The organism is Methylobacterium litchii, assembly GCF_038442315.1.
Lineage (GTDB): Bacteria > Pseudomonadota > Alphaproteobacteria > Rhizobiales > Beijerinckiaceae > Methylobacterium > Methylobacterium litchii.
The window spans coordinates 60234-75859 of sequence record NZ_JBBXMY010000008.1 but is presented as its reverse complement, the minus strand read 5'-3'; the positions used below and the strand labels follow the sequence as shown (position 1 = coordinate 75859).

Here is a 15626-nt window from a genome sequence, read left to right as displayed (position 1 = left end):
TCACGCCCAGAGCAAGGCGGTGGCCGCGAGGCCCGAGATCGCGATCAGCAAGGCCGCGATCCCGATGGTGAGGATGCGCGGCATCATCGGGATCTCGGCATGGGCGAGACGCGCCCGGATCGCCCGGTCCCGCCATGCGGCGCCGGCGAACGAGGCAAGCGCGCAGCCGATCAACGTGAGCGACAGCACCTTCAGCGGCCAGACCGCCAGCACCTCCCGCAGGAAGCGCTGCGCGGCCAAGCCGACGCCCAGAAAGGCGAGCCCGGTTCGAAGCCACGCCACGAACGTACGCTCGGCTGCCAGCACCGTCCGGTCCTCGGCGAGCCTCACCCGCGGGTCGTCGGGGGGCACTGGTTTCGCGGGCTCGCTCATTTGATGTTCGCCGTCGCGATCAGGTCGAGAAGCGCGTCGGCGGCCCGGCTGCGGTAGCGCTCCTTGTGGCGCAGCACCCGGAACGGCCGGCTCGGTAAGTCGAACGCCGCCCGCACCAGGGTCCCGGTTCGAAGCGCTGCGGCGACCACGGTCTCGGACAGGACGGCGGCCCCGCCCCCGGCCTCGACGGCGGCGCGCACTGCCTCGTTCGAGGGCAGTTCGAGCATGACCCGGAGCTGGGCCGCGGCAAGGCCGGCCGCACCCAGGGTCGCCTCGAAGGCCGAGCGGGTTCCCGATCCCGCTTCGCGCAGCACCCAGTCGGCCCCGGCGAGGTCTTCGGGTGCGAGTGCAGCCGCCCCGGCGAAGGGATGGTTTGGGGCGACCACGAGGACGAGTTTGTCCTGGGCGATGGTCGTGCTTGCGAGCGTCGGGTCGTCCAGCGCCCCCTCGACGAAGCCGAGTTCGGCCTGCCCCGCGCGCACCGCGTCGGCGGCGTCGGTGGTGTTGCCCACCGCCAACCGGATAGCGATCTCAGGGTAGGCCCGGCGGAAGGCGACGAGGTGGCGAGGCAGCCAGTCGCTGGCGATGGTCTGGCTGGCAAAAAGCGCCAGCGTCCCGCGTCGTAGGCCGCTGAGGTCGGCGAGCACAAGTTCGGCGGCCTCGGCCCGGGCGAGCACGGCGCGGGCCTCGACGAGGAACACGCGCCCTGCTTCGGTCAGCTCGATCCCGCGGCCAACCCGGTGAAACAGCTTCGTCGCGTGCCGCCCCTCGATGTTGGCGATCGCCGTGCTGACCGCCGACTGGACGAGGTTCAGCGCCTCGGCGGCCCGCGTCACGTGCTGTCGCTCGGCCACCGCCACGAAGATGCGAAGCTGATCGAGGGTCATGGCTGCCGACGATCCGGCGCGAGGCCGCGGACGTGCGCATCGACCGCCTGCGCGACGGAGAGCAGCCGGGCCTCGTCGGTGCGGCCGGTGACGACGTATGACATGCCACCATCGACCCAGGAGAAGGCAGCGATGTCGCCCTCGCGGGCGAAGCGGAAGAGCGTGCGGCCGTCGCCGTCACCGACGCGGCTGTAGAGCGTCAGCCGGGTGCCGCGGTCGTCGTCGTACATCAACATCGCCGCGGGCTCGGTGCCGGCCGGCAACAGGCGCCCGCCCATCAGCCGGAAGCCCTGCGCCGAGAGGTCGGGGGCCGCGACCGCGTGACCGAGACGCTTCGAGAGCCACGTCACGAGGTGGGGCTTCTCGTCGGCGCGCACCTCCACCGGATGCACCGCCTCGACCACGAAGGTGCGGAAGGCTGCGACCGCGTCCTGCGTCGCCGGTGCCTCCGCCACCGCCGCCGCCGCGGGCACACCGTGCAGGGCATGGCCAACCCAGCCGCCGGCACTGCCGAGCGCGAGGCAGAGCACGGCCGCAGCTGCCATGGGGAACCAGCGTGCGCCAGGGTACAGGTGTCGCGAGCGGATGTTGGCCACCCGCAGTCGCGCCGGGATCGCCTCCTCGGCGATCGGCGCGAGGCGGGCGCGCAGGCGCTCGCGCAGAACTCGGTCCGTCGAGACTTCAGCCGCACGCGCGGGGTTCCCCACGAGCCACGCCTCGACCAGCGCCTGCCGCTCCGGTTCAAGGCGGCCGTCGATCAGGCCGTGCAGATCGTCCTCGCCGACCGGGCGCGGATCCCCGCTCATTTAACCCTCCTCAGCAGGCCTGTCCGGCCCGTCTCCACAAATCCGCGCATCCGCGTGCGCGCCCGGCTCAATCGTGACATCACCGTGCCGAGCGGCACCCCGAGCACCTGTGCCGCTTCGGCATAGGACAGGTCCTCCACCGCCACGAGGAGCAACACCGAGCGCTGCTCCTCGGGCAGGGTGTCGAGCCCTGCGAGTACGTCACGGGCTCCCAAAGCTGCCCCCGGGTCGGCGCTCGGATCGGGCACCTGCTCCAACGCTTCCGCGCCGAGATCGGCGCCGCGCCGGCCCCGGCGTCGGACGGCGGCGAGGAACAGGTTGCGCTCGATCGTGAACAACCACGCCCGCAGGTCGCCGTCGCGGCGACGCCCGGACCAGGCGGACAATGCCCGCTCCAGGGTGTCCTGGACGAGGTCGTCCGCCGCTTCGCGATCCCGAAGAAGCGCGACCGCGTAGCGCCGCAGGGCCGGGATCTGCGGTTCGATCAGGGGGGCGATCTCGTCCAACGACGTGTCCCAATCAGAGGGAGCCGATCCGGGCATTCACCGATCAGGGCTTTGCGATGTGCCACGCACCGTTGAGGAAGCCGTCACCGGTGGTGTCGCCCGGCTTGGTGTCCTTGGCGAAGGTGTAGAGCGGCTTGCCCTTGTAGGCCCACTGCATCGTGCCGTCGTCCCGGGTCACCGTCGTCCAATCGCCGGAGGCCGCCGATCCGGAGGCAGCCGTCAGGGCCGGCCAGTTGGCGGCGCAGGGGCCGTTGCACATCGACTTGCCGCCCATGTCCTTGTCAAAGGTGTAGAGGGTCATGCTCTTGGCATCCACGAGCGCCGGCCCCTTGGCGGTCTCGGCCGTCATGGCGGGCGCGGCGGCCTGGGCGGCCACGGCGGAGAAGGCGATAGCCGCGAAGGCGGTGCGGATCAGCAGATTGCGCATGGGTGAAGTCTCCCGCGGTCGAGCATGACCGCATCGGGAGGGATGCGAAACGGGCGCCTTTATTCCGCTGACACACGAAAAAAGGCGATCCCATCGGCGCGAACGCTTTTTCGGCCCCGCCGCGGAATAAAGGCGGTCCGCTGGCATCCCTTCCATTGATACCGGATCGCGAGGAGGCCGCATGCGCGGAGCACTGGGATTTGCCGTGACGTCGGCGCTGATGGCGAGCGGCCTCGTCGGCGGCCGGATGATGATGCGCCCGACGCTGGCCGCCAGCGAGCCTCCGGCCGCGTCGTCAACGTCGTTCGACGCGATGATGGCGCAGTCGATGACGCGGATGCACGCCGACATGATGGTCCCGCCCTCGGGCGATCCCGACCGCGATTTCGCCGCGATGATGATCCCCCACCACGAGGGCGCGATCGCGATGGCCAAGGCGGAGCTGCTCTACGGCAAGGATCCGGTCCTGCGTCGCCTCGCGCAGGGAATCGTCGTCGAGCAGGGCCAGGAGATCGATGTGATGCGCCGTGCGCTCGCCAGTCTTCCTAAAGCGCCGCAGCCATCGACTGGTGCGGCCCATTCCCACGACCACAGTGCAGCCCCCGCCGCCATGCCCTCGGAGACCCGCCGATGAAGACCGCCCTGACTATCCTCGCCCTCGCGCTGCTCTCCGGCCCGGCGCTCGCCGGGCAGGCCCCGGGCGCAGCTTCCGCCCCGGACGTGCCGGTTAGCGGCAAGGATCGGTTCTACACCTCCGACCAGTTCTCCAACACGGTCTCGGTGGTCGATCCCGCCGCCAACACCCTGCTCGGGGTGATCCGGCTCGGCGACCCGACGCCGATGAACCTGAGCCCGCTCTATCGCGGGCAGCTTCTGGTTCACGGCATGGGCTTCTCGCCGGACCACAGGACCCTGCTCGCGGTCTCGATCGGTTCGAACTCCGTGAGCTTCATAGACACGGCGACCAACGCGGTCCGCCACACCGCCTATGTCGGCCGCTCGCCGCACGAAGCCTTCTTCACGCCGGACGGCCGAGAGGTTTGGGTGAGCGTGCGCGGCGAGGACCATATCGCGGTGCTCGATGCCGCCACCGCCAAGGAGACCCGCCGGATCACCGTACCGAACGGGCCCGGCATGACGATCTTCTCGCCGGACGGCGCCTACGGCTACGTCTGCTCCAGCTTCAGCCCCGAGACCGTCGTCATCGACACCAAGACCCACACCATCGTCGGCCGCGTGAAGCAAGAGAGCCCGTTCTGCCCCGACATCGCCGCGACGCCGGACGGCAAGCAGGTGTGGTTCACCCTTAAGGATGTCGGCCGCACCCAAGTGTTTTCGGCGCGTCCGCCCTTCGCGCCGCTGAAGACGATCGAGACCGGGCCGATCACCAACCACGTCAACATCGTCTCGACCAAGGCCGGCCAGTTCGCCTACGTGACGATCGGCGGCCTGAACCAGCTCAAGGTGTTCCGCACCGACGACTTCTCTCAGGTCGCCACCATCGCGACCGGCGCCCTGCCGCACGGGCTCTGGCCCTCGGGCGACGGCAGCCGCGTCTATGTCGGCCTGGAGAACGCCGACATGGCGGCGGTGATCGACACGGCGTCGAACACGGTGATCGCTGAGGTGCCGATCGGGCAGGGTCCGCAGGGCGTCGCCTACGTCCCGAACGCCGTGCCGGAGGGCGACGGAAAGCAGAACCTCCAGCCGCTGGGTGCTGCCGGCAAGACCAGCGCGCTGACGCTCACCGGTTCCGATGACAAGCCGGCGACGCAGGTCACCCTGTTCGACCAAGGCGTGCTGCAAACGCTACAGGCCGCGGTCACAGGACTGCCCGCGAAAATGCCCTTCGTGCTGGCGCTCGCCGCCAATCCGAAGGGAGCGACCGGCCTGGAGCCGCTCGCCGCCTTCATGACCAACCCGGCCGGCGCGGCCATCGTCAACGCGATCGGCCCGATCCGACAGGTCACCCGCACGGATGCCGGCGCTAGCCGGCGCTACCTCGTGGTGGTCTCGGGCAAGCCCGGTGAACTCGGCAGTGTCGTCCAGATGCAGACTGTGGATTGATCGAGTGGGGGGCGCTAGTTCGGAAGGCGAACACTCATAAGAGTACCTTGGCGGCGCGAGCCCAGTTTCGATGTCTGCTTTCGAGAACGACGTCGGACTGCTTCTACGGCGCAGTTGGGTCGGTATGAGCCTGCCCGCTTTTACGGCGGCCCTTCTCGGAAGCGGACGATCCGCTTACGGCCATATCAGGCCGATTTAGGCAATTGATCAGCCTTTTTGTTGTACCTGATCACCCGTCTGAGGGGCGGCGCCTTCCGCGCGGCGTGTGACTGGGCAAGTCCTTCACTTCCACTGCTTGTGATGTCCAATTTCAGCATAAATGTCTGATTTACATAAGTTTCTCGTTATAAATTGATGTCCGACGCCTGGCATGTCGATGTTATAACCAATCCTTCCGCTTGGCGTCGCACCCATTCTCCGGCTACCGGATCCCAGCGATCCGGTAGCCCCTCGTTTCGCATTTGCAGCGCTCAGGTCAACAGGGACTCGGCATGGGCTAGCGTTCCGCCTTCGGTTTTCCTCGGTTTAGCCCGCGGAAACGGGGGCCGCTTTCCAGCGGCCAATCATATTTGTCGATCAGCCAAAAACTCCAATCGACGATCCACTCACCCATCCAGTCATCATTCTCGGCGAAAGCCTCTGCGAAGGCATCCTCCTGGGCCTCATCATGGACCGCAAGCGTCGCGCGTACGTCGTTCAGGCTTAGGTATCCGCACGCCACCATCTCAAGACCGACGTGGATCAGGTCGGCGCGTTCCTGCATTACTCTGGACATCACATCGCGGCGCAGGCGCTCGCATAGCAGCGCATCTGTTATAACCAGAAGAGCGTCGTCATCGAGCCCGGCCAGAACCTTAAGTGGACCTTTCTTTGTTCGTCCTTTTCGGTAAGCGACCACCGGGTCCGTCCTTTCCGCCGCCCGATATTTGCTGATTTTGTGCTGGCGAAGCCACAGATCGGCGATGTGCGCGTCCCAAGCATCCATGGGCGCCTTGAGCTCACCGGGTTCGGGTGGCCATTCAAGCATGAAGGCGGCGGCATCCTGTATGGTCCAGCGTTCGGGGGCATGCGCTTCCGGTACGAACGGAAGGTCCCAGCACGGATAACTGGCGAGGATGTTCGCCGGCGGGCGCCCGCGAAAGCCCAAGTCGAATGGCTCTTCCGCGAACGGCCGCTGCTTCGGCGGCAGCAGGGTTAGGTTGCGGCACGCTCGGCGCGCGTCCCGGAAGACATCCGACGCAAACACCTCGGGCAAGGCTCGCACGAGCTCGGGGTCGGTCAGCGGCATCGGACCATCGATGCGCGCCATCCAGACATCCAAGCTGAGGCCGACACTCTTCGCGATTGCGATCAGGATCGGGCGCATCCGGGCGTTCAGGATCTCTCGAGCTGCGAGGCGGCGCTCCTCTTCGGTGTGTACTGCCGTTGTGTGATCGTGGTTCGGCTGATCCGCGTCGGTAATCTCGGCGTCAACTGGATCCACCGTCCCGTCGAGGAGTCTTGGGGCAGATTCTCCCATGAGGCACAGGCGAAATCGCTGGCGCTGAAGGTCGTAGCTCATGTGATTGAAGAGCAAAGCGAGGTCCGTGGGATCGCAGGACCGCTCTTGATCGGAGACGGCGTGTGGAGTGTTGTATATTTCATCCATGATCATGGTCCTTGATGGCAATGTGGAGTTGGGCCAGCCCGTGGGGCGTGGCGGTGAGGGATCGGGTGCGGAGACATGGGGGAACGGACAGTCTTCGTCCGGCTTCTGCGTGCGGCGCGCCGCTGAACTCTGTCGTTGAAGCGCCGTGAGGCCTTGGATCTAGACCCGGCCGTTCTCAGCTGGTGTCCCAGTAGACCGGCGACGACAGGTTGCCGATCTCGCGCTGAACGGCTGTCGCACGTTCGACTGACAGCGCGTGTCCGTTTTTCGCGTGCGAGGCACGTGGGTACGCGATACTTCGCACGTGCGAACCGACGTGTCGTCCGCAATGGATCCCGTCCGCCTCGTCAACCTGTAGCGGCGATATCTTGGAGATTGAGGTCCAGGCGAAGTTACAAGCGACCGCCCCGTCGAGCGAGACCCAGCGTTTTCCATCTTCGCAGTTGGCAAATCGGACGCCTCGCTGGCCACTGAGCCACCGAGCCCTCACGATCGTACGATCATGACACAACGACGCGGGTGTGCCGCGCACGAAGCTGCGCGTATCAATAGGAGCAGGCATGAGAAGTGATGGCCTACAAGCAATGACGAGTGATGATCGTCAATCTTAGGCACGCACGCTCGATTCGATCAAATTTGACCAAATAAAAGCGATTCGAATGCGATTCGCTTTATTTAGTCGAATCGTGATAGCGATGCGATTCGGAAATACTTAAGCATACAAAACTTACGTACTCGCGCGGTAGGCCGCGTCTTTGCATGCTACCGTAGTCCGGAAATCCAGCGGTGCGCCACAGGTCGCTTTAGCAATAGATGGAATGGCCGGAGAGTAGGCGCCCTACGGGCTGGCCTTCGGCCCTCTCCGATCGCGATTGATTGTGCGCGCAGATCGAAAGTCAGAGCGACCGTACTGACGCAACGTTCGCCAAGACGTCGCAAAGCGTATCCACGGTGTGGGTGATTGGCACTTCCGGGGTTTGAACCAGTACCCAGGCCTCTGCTGAGGCGGTTTCCGCGACGAGCATCGCGGATGCCTTCCCGCGGTGGTCACCGCTGGCGCGATGGCACCGGCGGTGACCCGGATCGTCGGGCTATGCCGACCGGCGGCGCAGGTCTGCAATCCGGGCGTTCAGAACGGCGCGCAACTCCTGCACCTCGACATAGGCGGCCTCGGCCTTCTCGAAGGCGGCCAAACCGTCCTTCTGAATCTCCTGGGTCAGCGCCTCGATGCGCCGAACCGCGGTCAGGAAGCTCGGGGTCTCGGGTGAACGGGTCTTGGTCATGGTCAATCTCCTGGTCGTAGATCAGTTGTAGGTGACGAAGGTCGGAACGATCCGGACGAAGATCGTCCCGTCGTGAAAGTGTAGGAATAAAGGCATATTAGACTTGAGTTCGCGATAGCGCTCGATGACGAGGCCGGTGTCGGCCGCTGTCACCAGCGCCCACCCCGGTTCCCAGGGTGGGTCCTCGTCGTCATCTCCGTCGCCGAAGCCGAGCACCTCGACGGGAGGGGCGTACGGTTCGATCTCGGCCGTCGCGCCGGTCGCTACGCCCGCCGCTGCGGCGAGGTTGGTCAGCAGACTGCGCTCGACGCCGCGATTCAGCTGTCGCAGCCGCCGATCGGCGAGTTCCGCGAGATCGCCCAGGCTCGCGGCGAAGCCCTGCAAGGCCCCCGCTAAGGCGATGCGCCCGGCCGCCTCGAGATCCTCCGCGAGGGCGCCGTCGAACGCTGCGAGCGCGCGGTCGGCCCGCAAGCCGGTGGCCTCGATGAGCCGGCGCACCAGCATCGCCGCGGCCGTCGGGGTCGGTTCCGATCGCGCCGCGACCGCATCGAGGGCGGTAAGCGGCGTCCCGGCATGGCCGAGCCCGGCGATGACGTTCGGAGCCCTGGTGGCCGCGCGCACCGTCGCGTAGACGTTGAGAGCCTGGAACCCCTCGACCGGACCGCCGCCCCGGCACACCAAGGTCGCCGACAAGCCGTGCTCGCGGTGCAGCTCGCCCGCTCGGGCGAGCGCCTCGCCCAACGAGCGCTCCGCCGAAAGTCCCTCGAACGACGCATAGATCCGGTGGAGCTGGATCAGGCCGTTCTCCTCCAACGGGCGCAGGACGTGCTCGACGTCGCGGCGGGCATCGCCGAACTCGGCTGCGATCAGCGCGATATGGCGTGGCTCCTCCGGCTCCTCCCAGGTCCCGGGGCCGAAGCGGCGCCCCTCTTGCCGTAGGCGCTGCAGCGTCCGCTCGCGCTCGATCTCGCCGTCGATCGACACCGCGTCGACTGAGATCACGGCGGTGACCCGAGCCTGCACTCCGGCCTCGCGCCCGTAGCGCTGGCGCAGGCCCGTCTGCAGCCTGACCACGATCCGCCTGTTCACCAGGTCTGCTGGATCAAGGGCGTCGCCGATCGCATCCCGGCAGGCGGCGAGGTCGGCGGCGGCGAGCCGAACCTTGAGCCGGGGCGGCTCGAGGTTACCGCTTGGATCGGCCTCGCCGAGCAGCAGCAGGTGGCCGTCGGACCCGATGGGTTCGACGGTCAGTACGCTGGCCCGCACCGTATGCTCGCCGCGCAGACGTTGGCGCAGCCAGCCGAGCAGGTCGCGGAGCTCGCGGATCTCGTCGGTGGGCTTGGCCGCACTTGCGTCGTCCGGCGGGATGGGGGGAGAACGGGCATCGCCCGGGTGAGCGGAGGGGGCGGGCGCCCCTTGGGTGGTATTAAAGAATTTGTGGTGTCGCATGGTGTCATTCGCGTGGTTCGGGACGGGGCGATGATCCGGCGACCAGCGTGCCGGCGGCCGGATCGACGGAGTTGGGTCAGTCGAACAGCGGCCCCTTTTTGGAGCGTGGCGTCTTCGCCTTGCGCTTGGGCTTGGGGATCGCCTCGATCAGCTCGGCGATCGCATCGAGCCGTGCCCGGTCGGCCAGCCGCAGCTCCTGCCGGAGGATGCCGGCGAGGAAGGCCAGGATCTCATCCGGCTGATCGAAACACTGGTGGGCCAAGCCGTCGAGAAGCGTCGGCGATGAGGCGCGGCGGGTGATCACGGGCACCGGCAGGACGGCGACCTGACGCATCAGCCCGTCCTCCGAGAGCTCGCGGAACGCGAACCCGGAGCCAGGATCCACGACCACCACGTCCAGGGAGCCCCACTCGTACTGATCGATTGCGGAATCGAACGCGTGCCGGAGCGCGGCGACGGAGCCCAGCTGCTCGAAAGCAATGGGATGTCGGATCAGCTCGATGGCGCCCTGATCCCACCAATGGGCGAGGGCATCGACGAGCGGGTGCGGTGCGCCGTCATCCGGCTCGATCAGGAACACCCGCCGGAGCCGGCGCGGGATCGGCAGGTCGTGCTGCCGAACCCAGAGATAGTCGGCTTCCAGGCCATCCCGGACCGCAGCGTCCTGCTCGGCCCATCCCGTCAGGAAGGCGTCGCGCACGAAGCCGGCGACCTCCGCGGTGAGGTTGCCCAGCGCCTCGACCGTGACGGTCAGATTCAACTCATGTTCGCCGAAGATGGCACTGGGATCGAGCAGGATGCCAGTCGCGTCCTGGATCTGGCGGATGAGGTCGCCCGAGAGGAAGGCGTGAAGCCGTCCGGTACGGTCGGGATCGACGGGTTGAAGTTCGAGGACGAGGCCGTCCGTGCGCCTGCGCGGGCGCTCGACCCGTGCGCGAACCTGCAAGCCTGTCGGCTCGTGCGGGCGACCGGGCTCGTTCGCGCCGGTGGGCGCGTCATGATCTGTCATTTTTCGTGTCCATGATCAGGGGAAGGGGCGAAGGCACCTCAACGACCGTCCCGCGAGCGCTGTCCGAGCGCCGCGTTCTGCCGTCCCCGTCCTCCATGGGCTTTTGGGGCGAAGGGCCTTCGCCTGATCTGTTCCGCTCGACTTCATCCCTCCGCTGCCGTGGCCGCAGAGGCCCGGCAGCACGTTCTGTTCGAATTTTTAATCTTAGAGATCACCGCTCAATGATCCTCTGAGCACTTAGATCTGAGTAATGAAGCGGGTGATCGTCTTGTGACCTTGGTAGTCATCAATCAGAATTAGGTTGATATTGGCACTGCCGACGCTTCTGCCATCAAATGATACCGCAATGTCTGACGCAGGCTCGCACATAAATTTTGCGGCATGGTACAATTGAATATCTTCAATAACTCATAAATATTAAGAAGAATGCTTTAAGAATTAATCGCGCTCTTCTCGCGTAAACTTTGGTAGCATTGCTGACAGGTTGGCAGCGCGCTGAGTGAAGGGCCGGCGCGGTGGGACCCTAATCGAAGATCTCGTATTCAGCTCGGAATCGATCGAGGATTATTGGCTACCTCTTTGGCGTATCCGCGTTGGAATCTGACGGATCCTCTCTCCATAGGAGATCTGGCGCGTGGAGGGCGTGAACTATCTCGATCAGTTATTTGAGATGCCTAACGTTCGCGGCCGCGATCGCGCTCCTTCCGCTTCTTCTCGGGTCGCTTGGCGCCCTTGATCCGTAGTTCGGGCGTGTTCGGGGCTGGAAGCCTGACCGTTTGCGACAGCGCGCCCTCAGGCTTCTGGATCTCGACCCTAGTCACGGAGGGGCGGACGCGCTCGGCACGATCCCGCGCGTCCATGATCTCGGCAAGGTCGGGAATCGCGACAGGGCATGCGCTCCGTGCCGATGAGCGCGTCGGCAATGATTTAGCGTCCTTCGCGGATGCAGGGTTCGCCGTTCCTCCTTGAGTGAGTGGCGTCCCTTGGGCGCTGTATGCGACTGTGGCCGGGACAGAGATGCCCGGCTTCGTAAGGGGCGGCGGTTGCGCCGCAGGCGCTAGCGTCGTGCTGGGCGTTGCAACGGGCCCGGTAGCTGCGTCCTCGATAGGTGGCTTTGTAGGCTGGGCGGGCGTCGCGTTCGTTGGCATGCCGGGTGGTACACCAGCACGATCGGCTTGAGCGGACGGCGTGGCGTCCCCCGCGGGGTAGCCCGTCGCCACTGCTGCGGGCTGTGGCGTGGCTGCTGCGGCTTCGGTCTGGGCCGAAGAGCGTGGCATTTGGCCCTCTGCCTGTACGGTATCCGCGAAACAGGTCGGCGTTAGGTTCGGCGTATCCGCCTTGGTGGTCTGGCGCTCCCGTAGCACTTCCTGCTTGGCGCCGGCCGGCGTGCCCTGGGGTATGACGGGACAACGTTCGTCTGACGTGTGCTCGATTGACCTCAGCACCGGTGAGGCTTCGACCGGCCGGGCCGCCGTGACAGGCGCTCCGCTACTCCGCCCCTGGGGCCCGTAGCCATCTGGCAGGGTGATCGGCGGCGCGGTCCGGGTCGGAGACTTCCTCTCGGCGCACAGGTCTGTGTCACGGCGTCCAGGCCGATAGCGCGTCTTGGCGGGACTCGTGTCATTCGGCGCGGCGGTGCCTGTCCCCGAGGCACGCGCAAGGGCGGATCTGCGTTCTGGCTCATCCGGCATCGGTGGGGCGGTCTTCAGCACGGACATCATCGCCGCGACGACCTGTTCTCCGCTCTGCTCTGACGCGTTACGGATCTGCTCTCCAAGGCTGGCCTGCCGTTCGGCACGCATCTTCAGCCGCTCGTCGCTGTCGAGATCATACAGCATGGCATTGGCGAGGCTTCCCCCGGGCCGAGCCGGATAGGACGGGTGTGCGATCCGTTCGCGCAGTTCCCGCACGATCATCCGCACGTTGTTGCGCGCGATGTCGGCGCGCATGCCATTCTCGCGATCGAGGCGTAGGCCGCCGTCGTAGATCTTCGTGAGGAACGTGACGACCTCGCTGCGCAGGCTCAGGCCGAACAGCGACGCACCGGCGACGGGCCCGTCGCGGGGCGGCAGGTCTTCTGCGATTCCCCGTTTCTTCCGGGCGTTGACTTCCTCTCTATCAGCCGCCGTCATCATCAGCTTCGGCCGCGATGCGATGCGGTCGACTACCATCCGCGTGAGATCTTGGTGCAACTCCAGGAGTGCGAGCTGAAAACTCGCCTTGACAGCCAACTCCTTTAGACGCTCGATCTCGTCGGTCTTCTTCGCCGCGCCAGGCACCGTTTTCGCCACACGTCTCGCATGTTCGGTCAGACCCGCGATCGACTTCTCTCGCTTCCGCGCTTTGGTCTCGTGATCCTTCACGAGCCGGTCGTGGACGTTGTCCCACTGCCGCCGGGCCAGGATTGGCCCTTCCTCGGTTAGCTCGCCCTTCCGCTCCTTGTTGAAGGTGCGCGAGTTGATGTGCTTGAGCGGCTCAAGCTCGATCCCCATGCTCTCATAAGTGCCGAGATTGTAGCGCTTCGAGACGCCGGCCTCTTCGAGCACCCGGTTGGACACCGTCTCCCAGTGCTTGCGCAGTTCGGGGACCCACTCCCGATCATGGGTCGTTCGATCGCGATTCTGCTGATAAGGCCGAACAAGGTACTTCGTCCGGTTTGGGTACCGACGCTCCTCTTGGATCTCAAAGTCCCACACGTCCCCTTTGCCACCAGGTGACGCGATTTTCCCCGCAGGCCGGTCGTAGTAGGCCACGTGGACATGAAAGTTGCGGGCATCGTTGTTCGCGTCTGGCGCATGGATCACGGCCCAGTACGGAAAGCCCTTATCGGCGAGCTTCTGTGTGAAATCGCGCACGATCTGGAGCCGCTCGCGGCCATCGAGTTCGTGCGGCAACTCGGCGATGACGCGCGTCTGCGTGCGCCCGCCGCGCCCGGGTGAAATCTCGAGCGGAGCATTGGTGTCGAGCCCAACTGCCCACTGATGCAGAGCGAAGGCCTTGTCGGTGGGCAGCTTAAGGTCGAACGGCTCGCCGTCGCCGCGATCGAGCGCATCGCGGATTGCTTTCTGGGCGCCGGCGGGCGCCGTGTACACCGCCTCCGCGACCTTGCCCCACCACTCTAAGTTTTCGGTGGGCTTGATCGTGATGCGATCGCCCTTCGGCGTGGCTTCGGCCTCTTCAACGGCGAGCCAGAACTGCGTGCGCTCTTCGACCGTGTTGCCGATTGTCCCGAACGAGGCTTCGTTTAGGGCGTCGAGTTCCTCGTCGGTCACTCGCCCACCGGGCTTGCGCTCCATGCCTTCGGCCGCGCCGGCGCGCTCGATATATACCTGCTGTGCGACGGCGGATCGATCTTTGCCGCGCCATTCGATCGCGGCGATGAAGTCCTCGCCTCGGAGGCGTTCCTCGTCGCGTTTCTTGATCTGCTCAAGTGCGCCCTCACGCTCCACGTAGAGCACGTGAGCGGCCGCGTGTGATCCGGTCAGGCGGCGACCACTACGGGCCGCCTTGATCATCTCGCGGATCGGCGATGTTTTCGACACTGACGTCTGCGAGAAGTGGCAACTGGTTTCTCCAGCCGAAGAGGTAGGGCGCTCGCCACCCTTCACGCGGTTACCGAACCGCACGCCGGGATTGTCGTAGGCCCGGTCGATCGCAGGATGGACACCGGGACTCTTGCTGTAGGCCGAGCCCTGTGCGCGTGGAGCGATTGTGATTGCGCCGTAGCGGACTTTGGCGGGCATCGACTGGCCGGGCCGGTCGATTGCCATATCGAGGCCGCCGAGCGCGCGGGCCTCGCTTCGACCGACCGCGAGACCGGCGACGCCAGGGCCCCGCGAGATCGCCGCCGACCGGTCCAAAATGAGGGACAGGTTTTGCAGCGTGCCTAAGACGAGCGGGCTCGGGTTGAACAGCGCGGCCATCGGTCCTCGCGAGAGGACCTTAGTTTAGCAGCTTCAGTTCGTGCAGACGAACTGTGCGATTCATCCGCTGGGGTCGCCTATGTGGGACGCATCAGTCGGCCCTCGCTACGATCCGCCTGAGCCGTGATAGGAGGAACAGTTCATAGGGCGATGACGGCGCGTCGGTGCACGGCCCCATGCATCGTGGATGCGTGGTGGCATCGTCCTGAAATGAACCTTCAACGTACCCAAGCGGGATCCGAAACGGCAGTTTGATCCAGCGACACAGCCAGGGAGGCTGGGCGGAGGCCAGGTCGAGCACTCCCGATGCCAGTAGACCCGAGCCGGGTCTCACGGACTCAGCATGCGGAGGCGTGGTGAGAGGCAGGACGATCCGAAATGGGGAAGCCCGTTTGATCGGCGAGGGAGGCCGGGATGGGTACCGAAATCGGCCCGAAGGAGCCGCCAGTTTTTGCTGTACCCACAGGGTGCACAAAAACTGGGGAATTGAGCCATCGAGTTTACGAGCCAGGATCGTCGGATCCTGGGTTCTCTTCTGGGGCTTCTGGGGATCGTCATCTTGGGAAGCTCTCGGCCCATCCAGACCCTGGTTTGGGGGCCGAGAATGCCCGTCGGTCGGTCTCGATCGGGCTTCATTTCGGGCTGGGATGGGGCTTCGAGCACCGATTCCAGCCCGGTGGGCCGTGATCGCCGGCGGTGGCGGTGAAATCCGGGCCTCTCCTGGCTCTTAAAGCCACCTCGGGCGGTCCTGAGGGCGCAAATATTCGGGGTCATGAGGCTCCGCAGGGGTCCTCTTAGACCACGATCTGGGTCGGCCTCGAGTGGCGCATTCGATGTGCCTCGGCCGGCGCAACGGATCCGGTTTCGAACGGTCCTGCTCAACCCTCTCCGGGTGAGCTCTGGCATCAGTCAGAGACCCCTCTATTAGGGGTTTGGGAGGCCGCTCAAAAAGGGGGGCTACCCTGCTCTATGATCACGCGAAAGTCGTGAGTTATCAGTATGATATAGAGGGTGGCTAAATTCGCAGAAAATTTTTGCTCTTATGGCGGGCTGTGCGGCTGCTAATTTGCGCAGTGAGATATAAGCGCAACGCGCATACGAATGTGGCTGCTAATTTGCTATTTTATATTGGCTTTCAGCCCTAACGCATGGGCTGCCAATATGAGATTTGGAAATGGCGTTTTTCAGCATGGGTGGCCCACGTGTGGCTGCGCAATTAGCAGCCTACCTCCTGGGCGCAGGCTGTGAG

General features: G+C 65.4%; 12 protein-coding genes. 2 read left to right on the top strand and 10 right to left on the bottom strand.

What is annotated here, in order from left to right:
• The 5 genes from AAHF99_RS15680 to AAHF99_RS15660 are packed head-to-tail and all read right to left on the bottom strand — an operon-like array spanning position 1 to position 2998.
• The gene (locus AAHF99_RS15680) at positions 1–372 is read right to left on the bottom strand and encodes a YidH family protein (protein ID WP_007557749.1); all 372 of its coding nucleotides are present in this window, start codon (positions 370–372) and stop codon (positions 1–3) included.
• Positions 369–1259: a LysR family transcriptional regulator gene (locus AAHF99_RS15675; protein ID WP_007557747.1), complete on the bottom strand. Its 891-nt coding sequence runs from the start codon at positions 1257–1259 to the stop codon at positions 369–371. The genes AAHF99_RS15680 and AAHF99_RS15675 overlap by 4 nt, the downstream gene beginning before the upstream one ends.
• Positions 1256–2065 (bottom strand): anti-sigma factor family protein, encoded by an 810-nt coding sequence (locus AAHF99_RS15670; protein WP_007557745.1) that lies wholly within the window; start codon positions 2063–2065, stop codon positions 1256–1258. Before AAHF99_RS15670 ends, AAHF99_RS15675 begins: the two co-directional genes overlap by 4 nt.
• Positions 2062–2571, bottom strand: coding sequence for an RNA polymerase sigma factor (locus AAHF99_RS15665; RefSeq protein WP_007557743.1), 510 nt, complete (start codon positions 2569–2571; stop codon positions 2062–2064). The genes AAHF99_RS15670 and AAHF99_RS15665 overlap by 4 nt, the downstream gene beginning before the upstream one ends.
• A gap of 43 nt (positions 2572–2614) precedes the next feature.
• Positions 2615–2998 (bottom strand): COG4315 family predicted lipoprotein, encoded by a 384-nt coding sequence (locus tag AAHF99_RS15660; protein WP_007557741.1) that lies wholly within the window; start codon positions 2996–2998, stop codon positions 2615–2617.
• A 181-nt stretch (positions 2999–3179) separates the two neighbouring features.
• Here AAHF99_RS15660 and copM point away from each other — a divergent pair, with 181 nt between their 5' ends.
• Positions 3180–3632 carry a CopM family metallochaperone gene (gene copM, locus AAHF99_RS15655; protein ID WP_007557739.1) on the top strand — a complete coding sequence of 151 codons (453 nt, stop codon included), beginning with the start codon at positions 3180–3182 and terminating at the stop codon, positions 3630–3632.
• Positions 3629–5065, top strand: a complete 1437-nt coding sequence (locus AAHF99_RS15650; protein ID WP_007557737.1) for a YncE family protein — start codon at positions 3629–3631, stop codon at positions 5063–5065. Before copM ends, AAHF99_RS15650 begins: the two co-directional genes overlap by 4 nt.
• Positions 5066–5561: 496 nt before the next feature.
• Here AAHF99_RS15650 and AAHF99_RS15645 read toward each other — a convergent pair whose 3' ends face one another.
• From AAHF99_RS15645 to AAHF99_RS15625, 5 genes are all read right to left on the bottom strand, one after another.
• Positions 5562–6713 carry a hypothetical protein gene (locus AAHF99_RS15645; RefSeq protein ID WP_342165380.1) on the bottom strand — a complete coding sequence of 384 codons (1152 nt, stop codon included), beginning with the start codon at positions 6711–6713 and terminating at the stop codon, positions 5562–5564.
• Positions 6714–7804: 1091 nt separating this feature from the next.
• Positions 7805–7996 carry a hypothetical protein gene (locus AAHF99_RS15640; RefSeq protein ID WP_342165378.1) on the bottom strand — a complete coding sequence of 64 codons (192 nt, stop codon included), beginning with the start codon at positions 7994–7996 and terminating at the stop codon, positions 7805–7807.
• Positions 7997–8017: 21 nt separating this feature from the next.
• Positions 8018–9445 (bottom strand): exodeoxyribonuclease VII large subunit, encoded by a 1428-nt coding sequence (locus tag AAHF99_RS15635; protein WP_342165377.1) that lies wholly within the window; start codon positions 9443–9445, stop codon positions 8018–8020.
• A 76-nt stretch (positions 9446–9521) separates the two neighbouring features.
• Positions 9522–10454 (bottom strand): hypothetical protein, encoded by a 933-nt coding sequence (locus AAHF99_RS15630; protein ID WP_342165376.1) that lies wholly within the window; start codon positions 10452–10454, stop codon positions 9522–9524.
• 674 nt (positions 10455–11128) lie between these two features.
• Positions 11129–14377 (bottom strand): MobA/MobL family protein, encoded by a 3249-nt coding sequence (locus AAHF99_RS15625; protein WP_342165374.1) that lies wholly within the window; start codon positions 14375–14377, stop codon positions 11129–11131.
• Positions 14378–15626: the final 1249 nt, after the last annotated feature.

Excerpts from the sequence above, each read along its gene's own strand:
- AAHF99_RS15635 (WP_342165377.1), bottom strand. The coding sequence starts at position 9,445 with ATGCGACACCACAAATTCTTTAATACCACCCAAGGGGCGCCCGCCCCC.
- AAHF99_RS15645 (WP_342165380.1), bottom strand. The coding sequence starts at position 6,713 with ATGGATGAAATATACAACACTCCACACGCCGTCTCCGATCAAGAGCGG.
- AAHF99_RS15630 (WP_342165376.1), bottom strand. The coding sequence starts at position 10,454 with ATGACAGATCATGACGCGCCCACCGGCGCGAACGAGCCCGGTCGCCCG.
- AAHF99_RS15675 (WP_007557747.1), bottom strand. The coding sequence starts at position 1,259 with ATGACCCTCGATCAGCTTCGCATCTTCGTGGCGGTGGCCGAGCGACAG.
- copM (WP_007557739.1), top strand. The coding sequence starts at position 3,180 with ATGCGCGGAGCACTGGGATTTGCCGTGACGTCGGCGCTGATGGCGAGC.
- AAHF99_RS15650 (WP_007557737.1), top strand. The coding sequence starts at position 3,629 with ATGAAGACCGCCCTGACTATCCTCGCCCTCGCGCTGCTCTCCGGCCCG.
- AAHF99_RS15680 (WP_007557749.1), bottom strand. The coding sequence starts at position 372 with ATGAGCGAGCCCGCGAAACCAGTGCCCCCCGACGACCCGCGGGTGAGG.
- AAHF99_RS15625 (WP_342165374.1), bottom strand. The coding sequence starts at position 14,377 with ATGGCCGCGCTGTTCAACCCGAGCCCGCTCGTCTTAGGCACGCTGCAA.
- AAHF99_RS15660 (WP_007557741.1), bottom strand. The coding sequence starts at position 2,998 with ATGCGCAATCTGCTGATCCGCACCGCCTTCGCGGCTATCGCCTTCTCC.
- AAHF99_RS15640 (WP_342165378.1), bottom strand. The coding sequence starts at position 7,996 with ATGACCAAGACCCGTTCACCCGAGACCCCGAGCTTCCTGACCGCGGTT.
- AAHF99_RS15670 (WP_007557745.1), bottom strand. The coding sequence starts at position 2,065 with ATGAGCGGGGATCCGCGCCCGGTCGGCGAGGACGATCTGCACGGCCTG.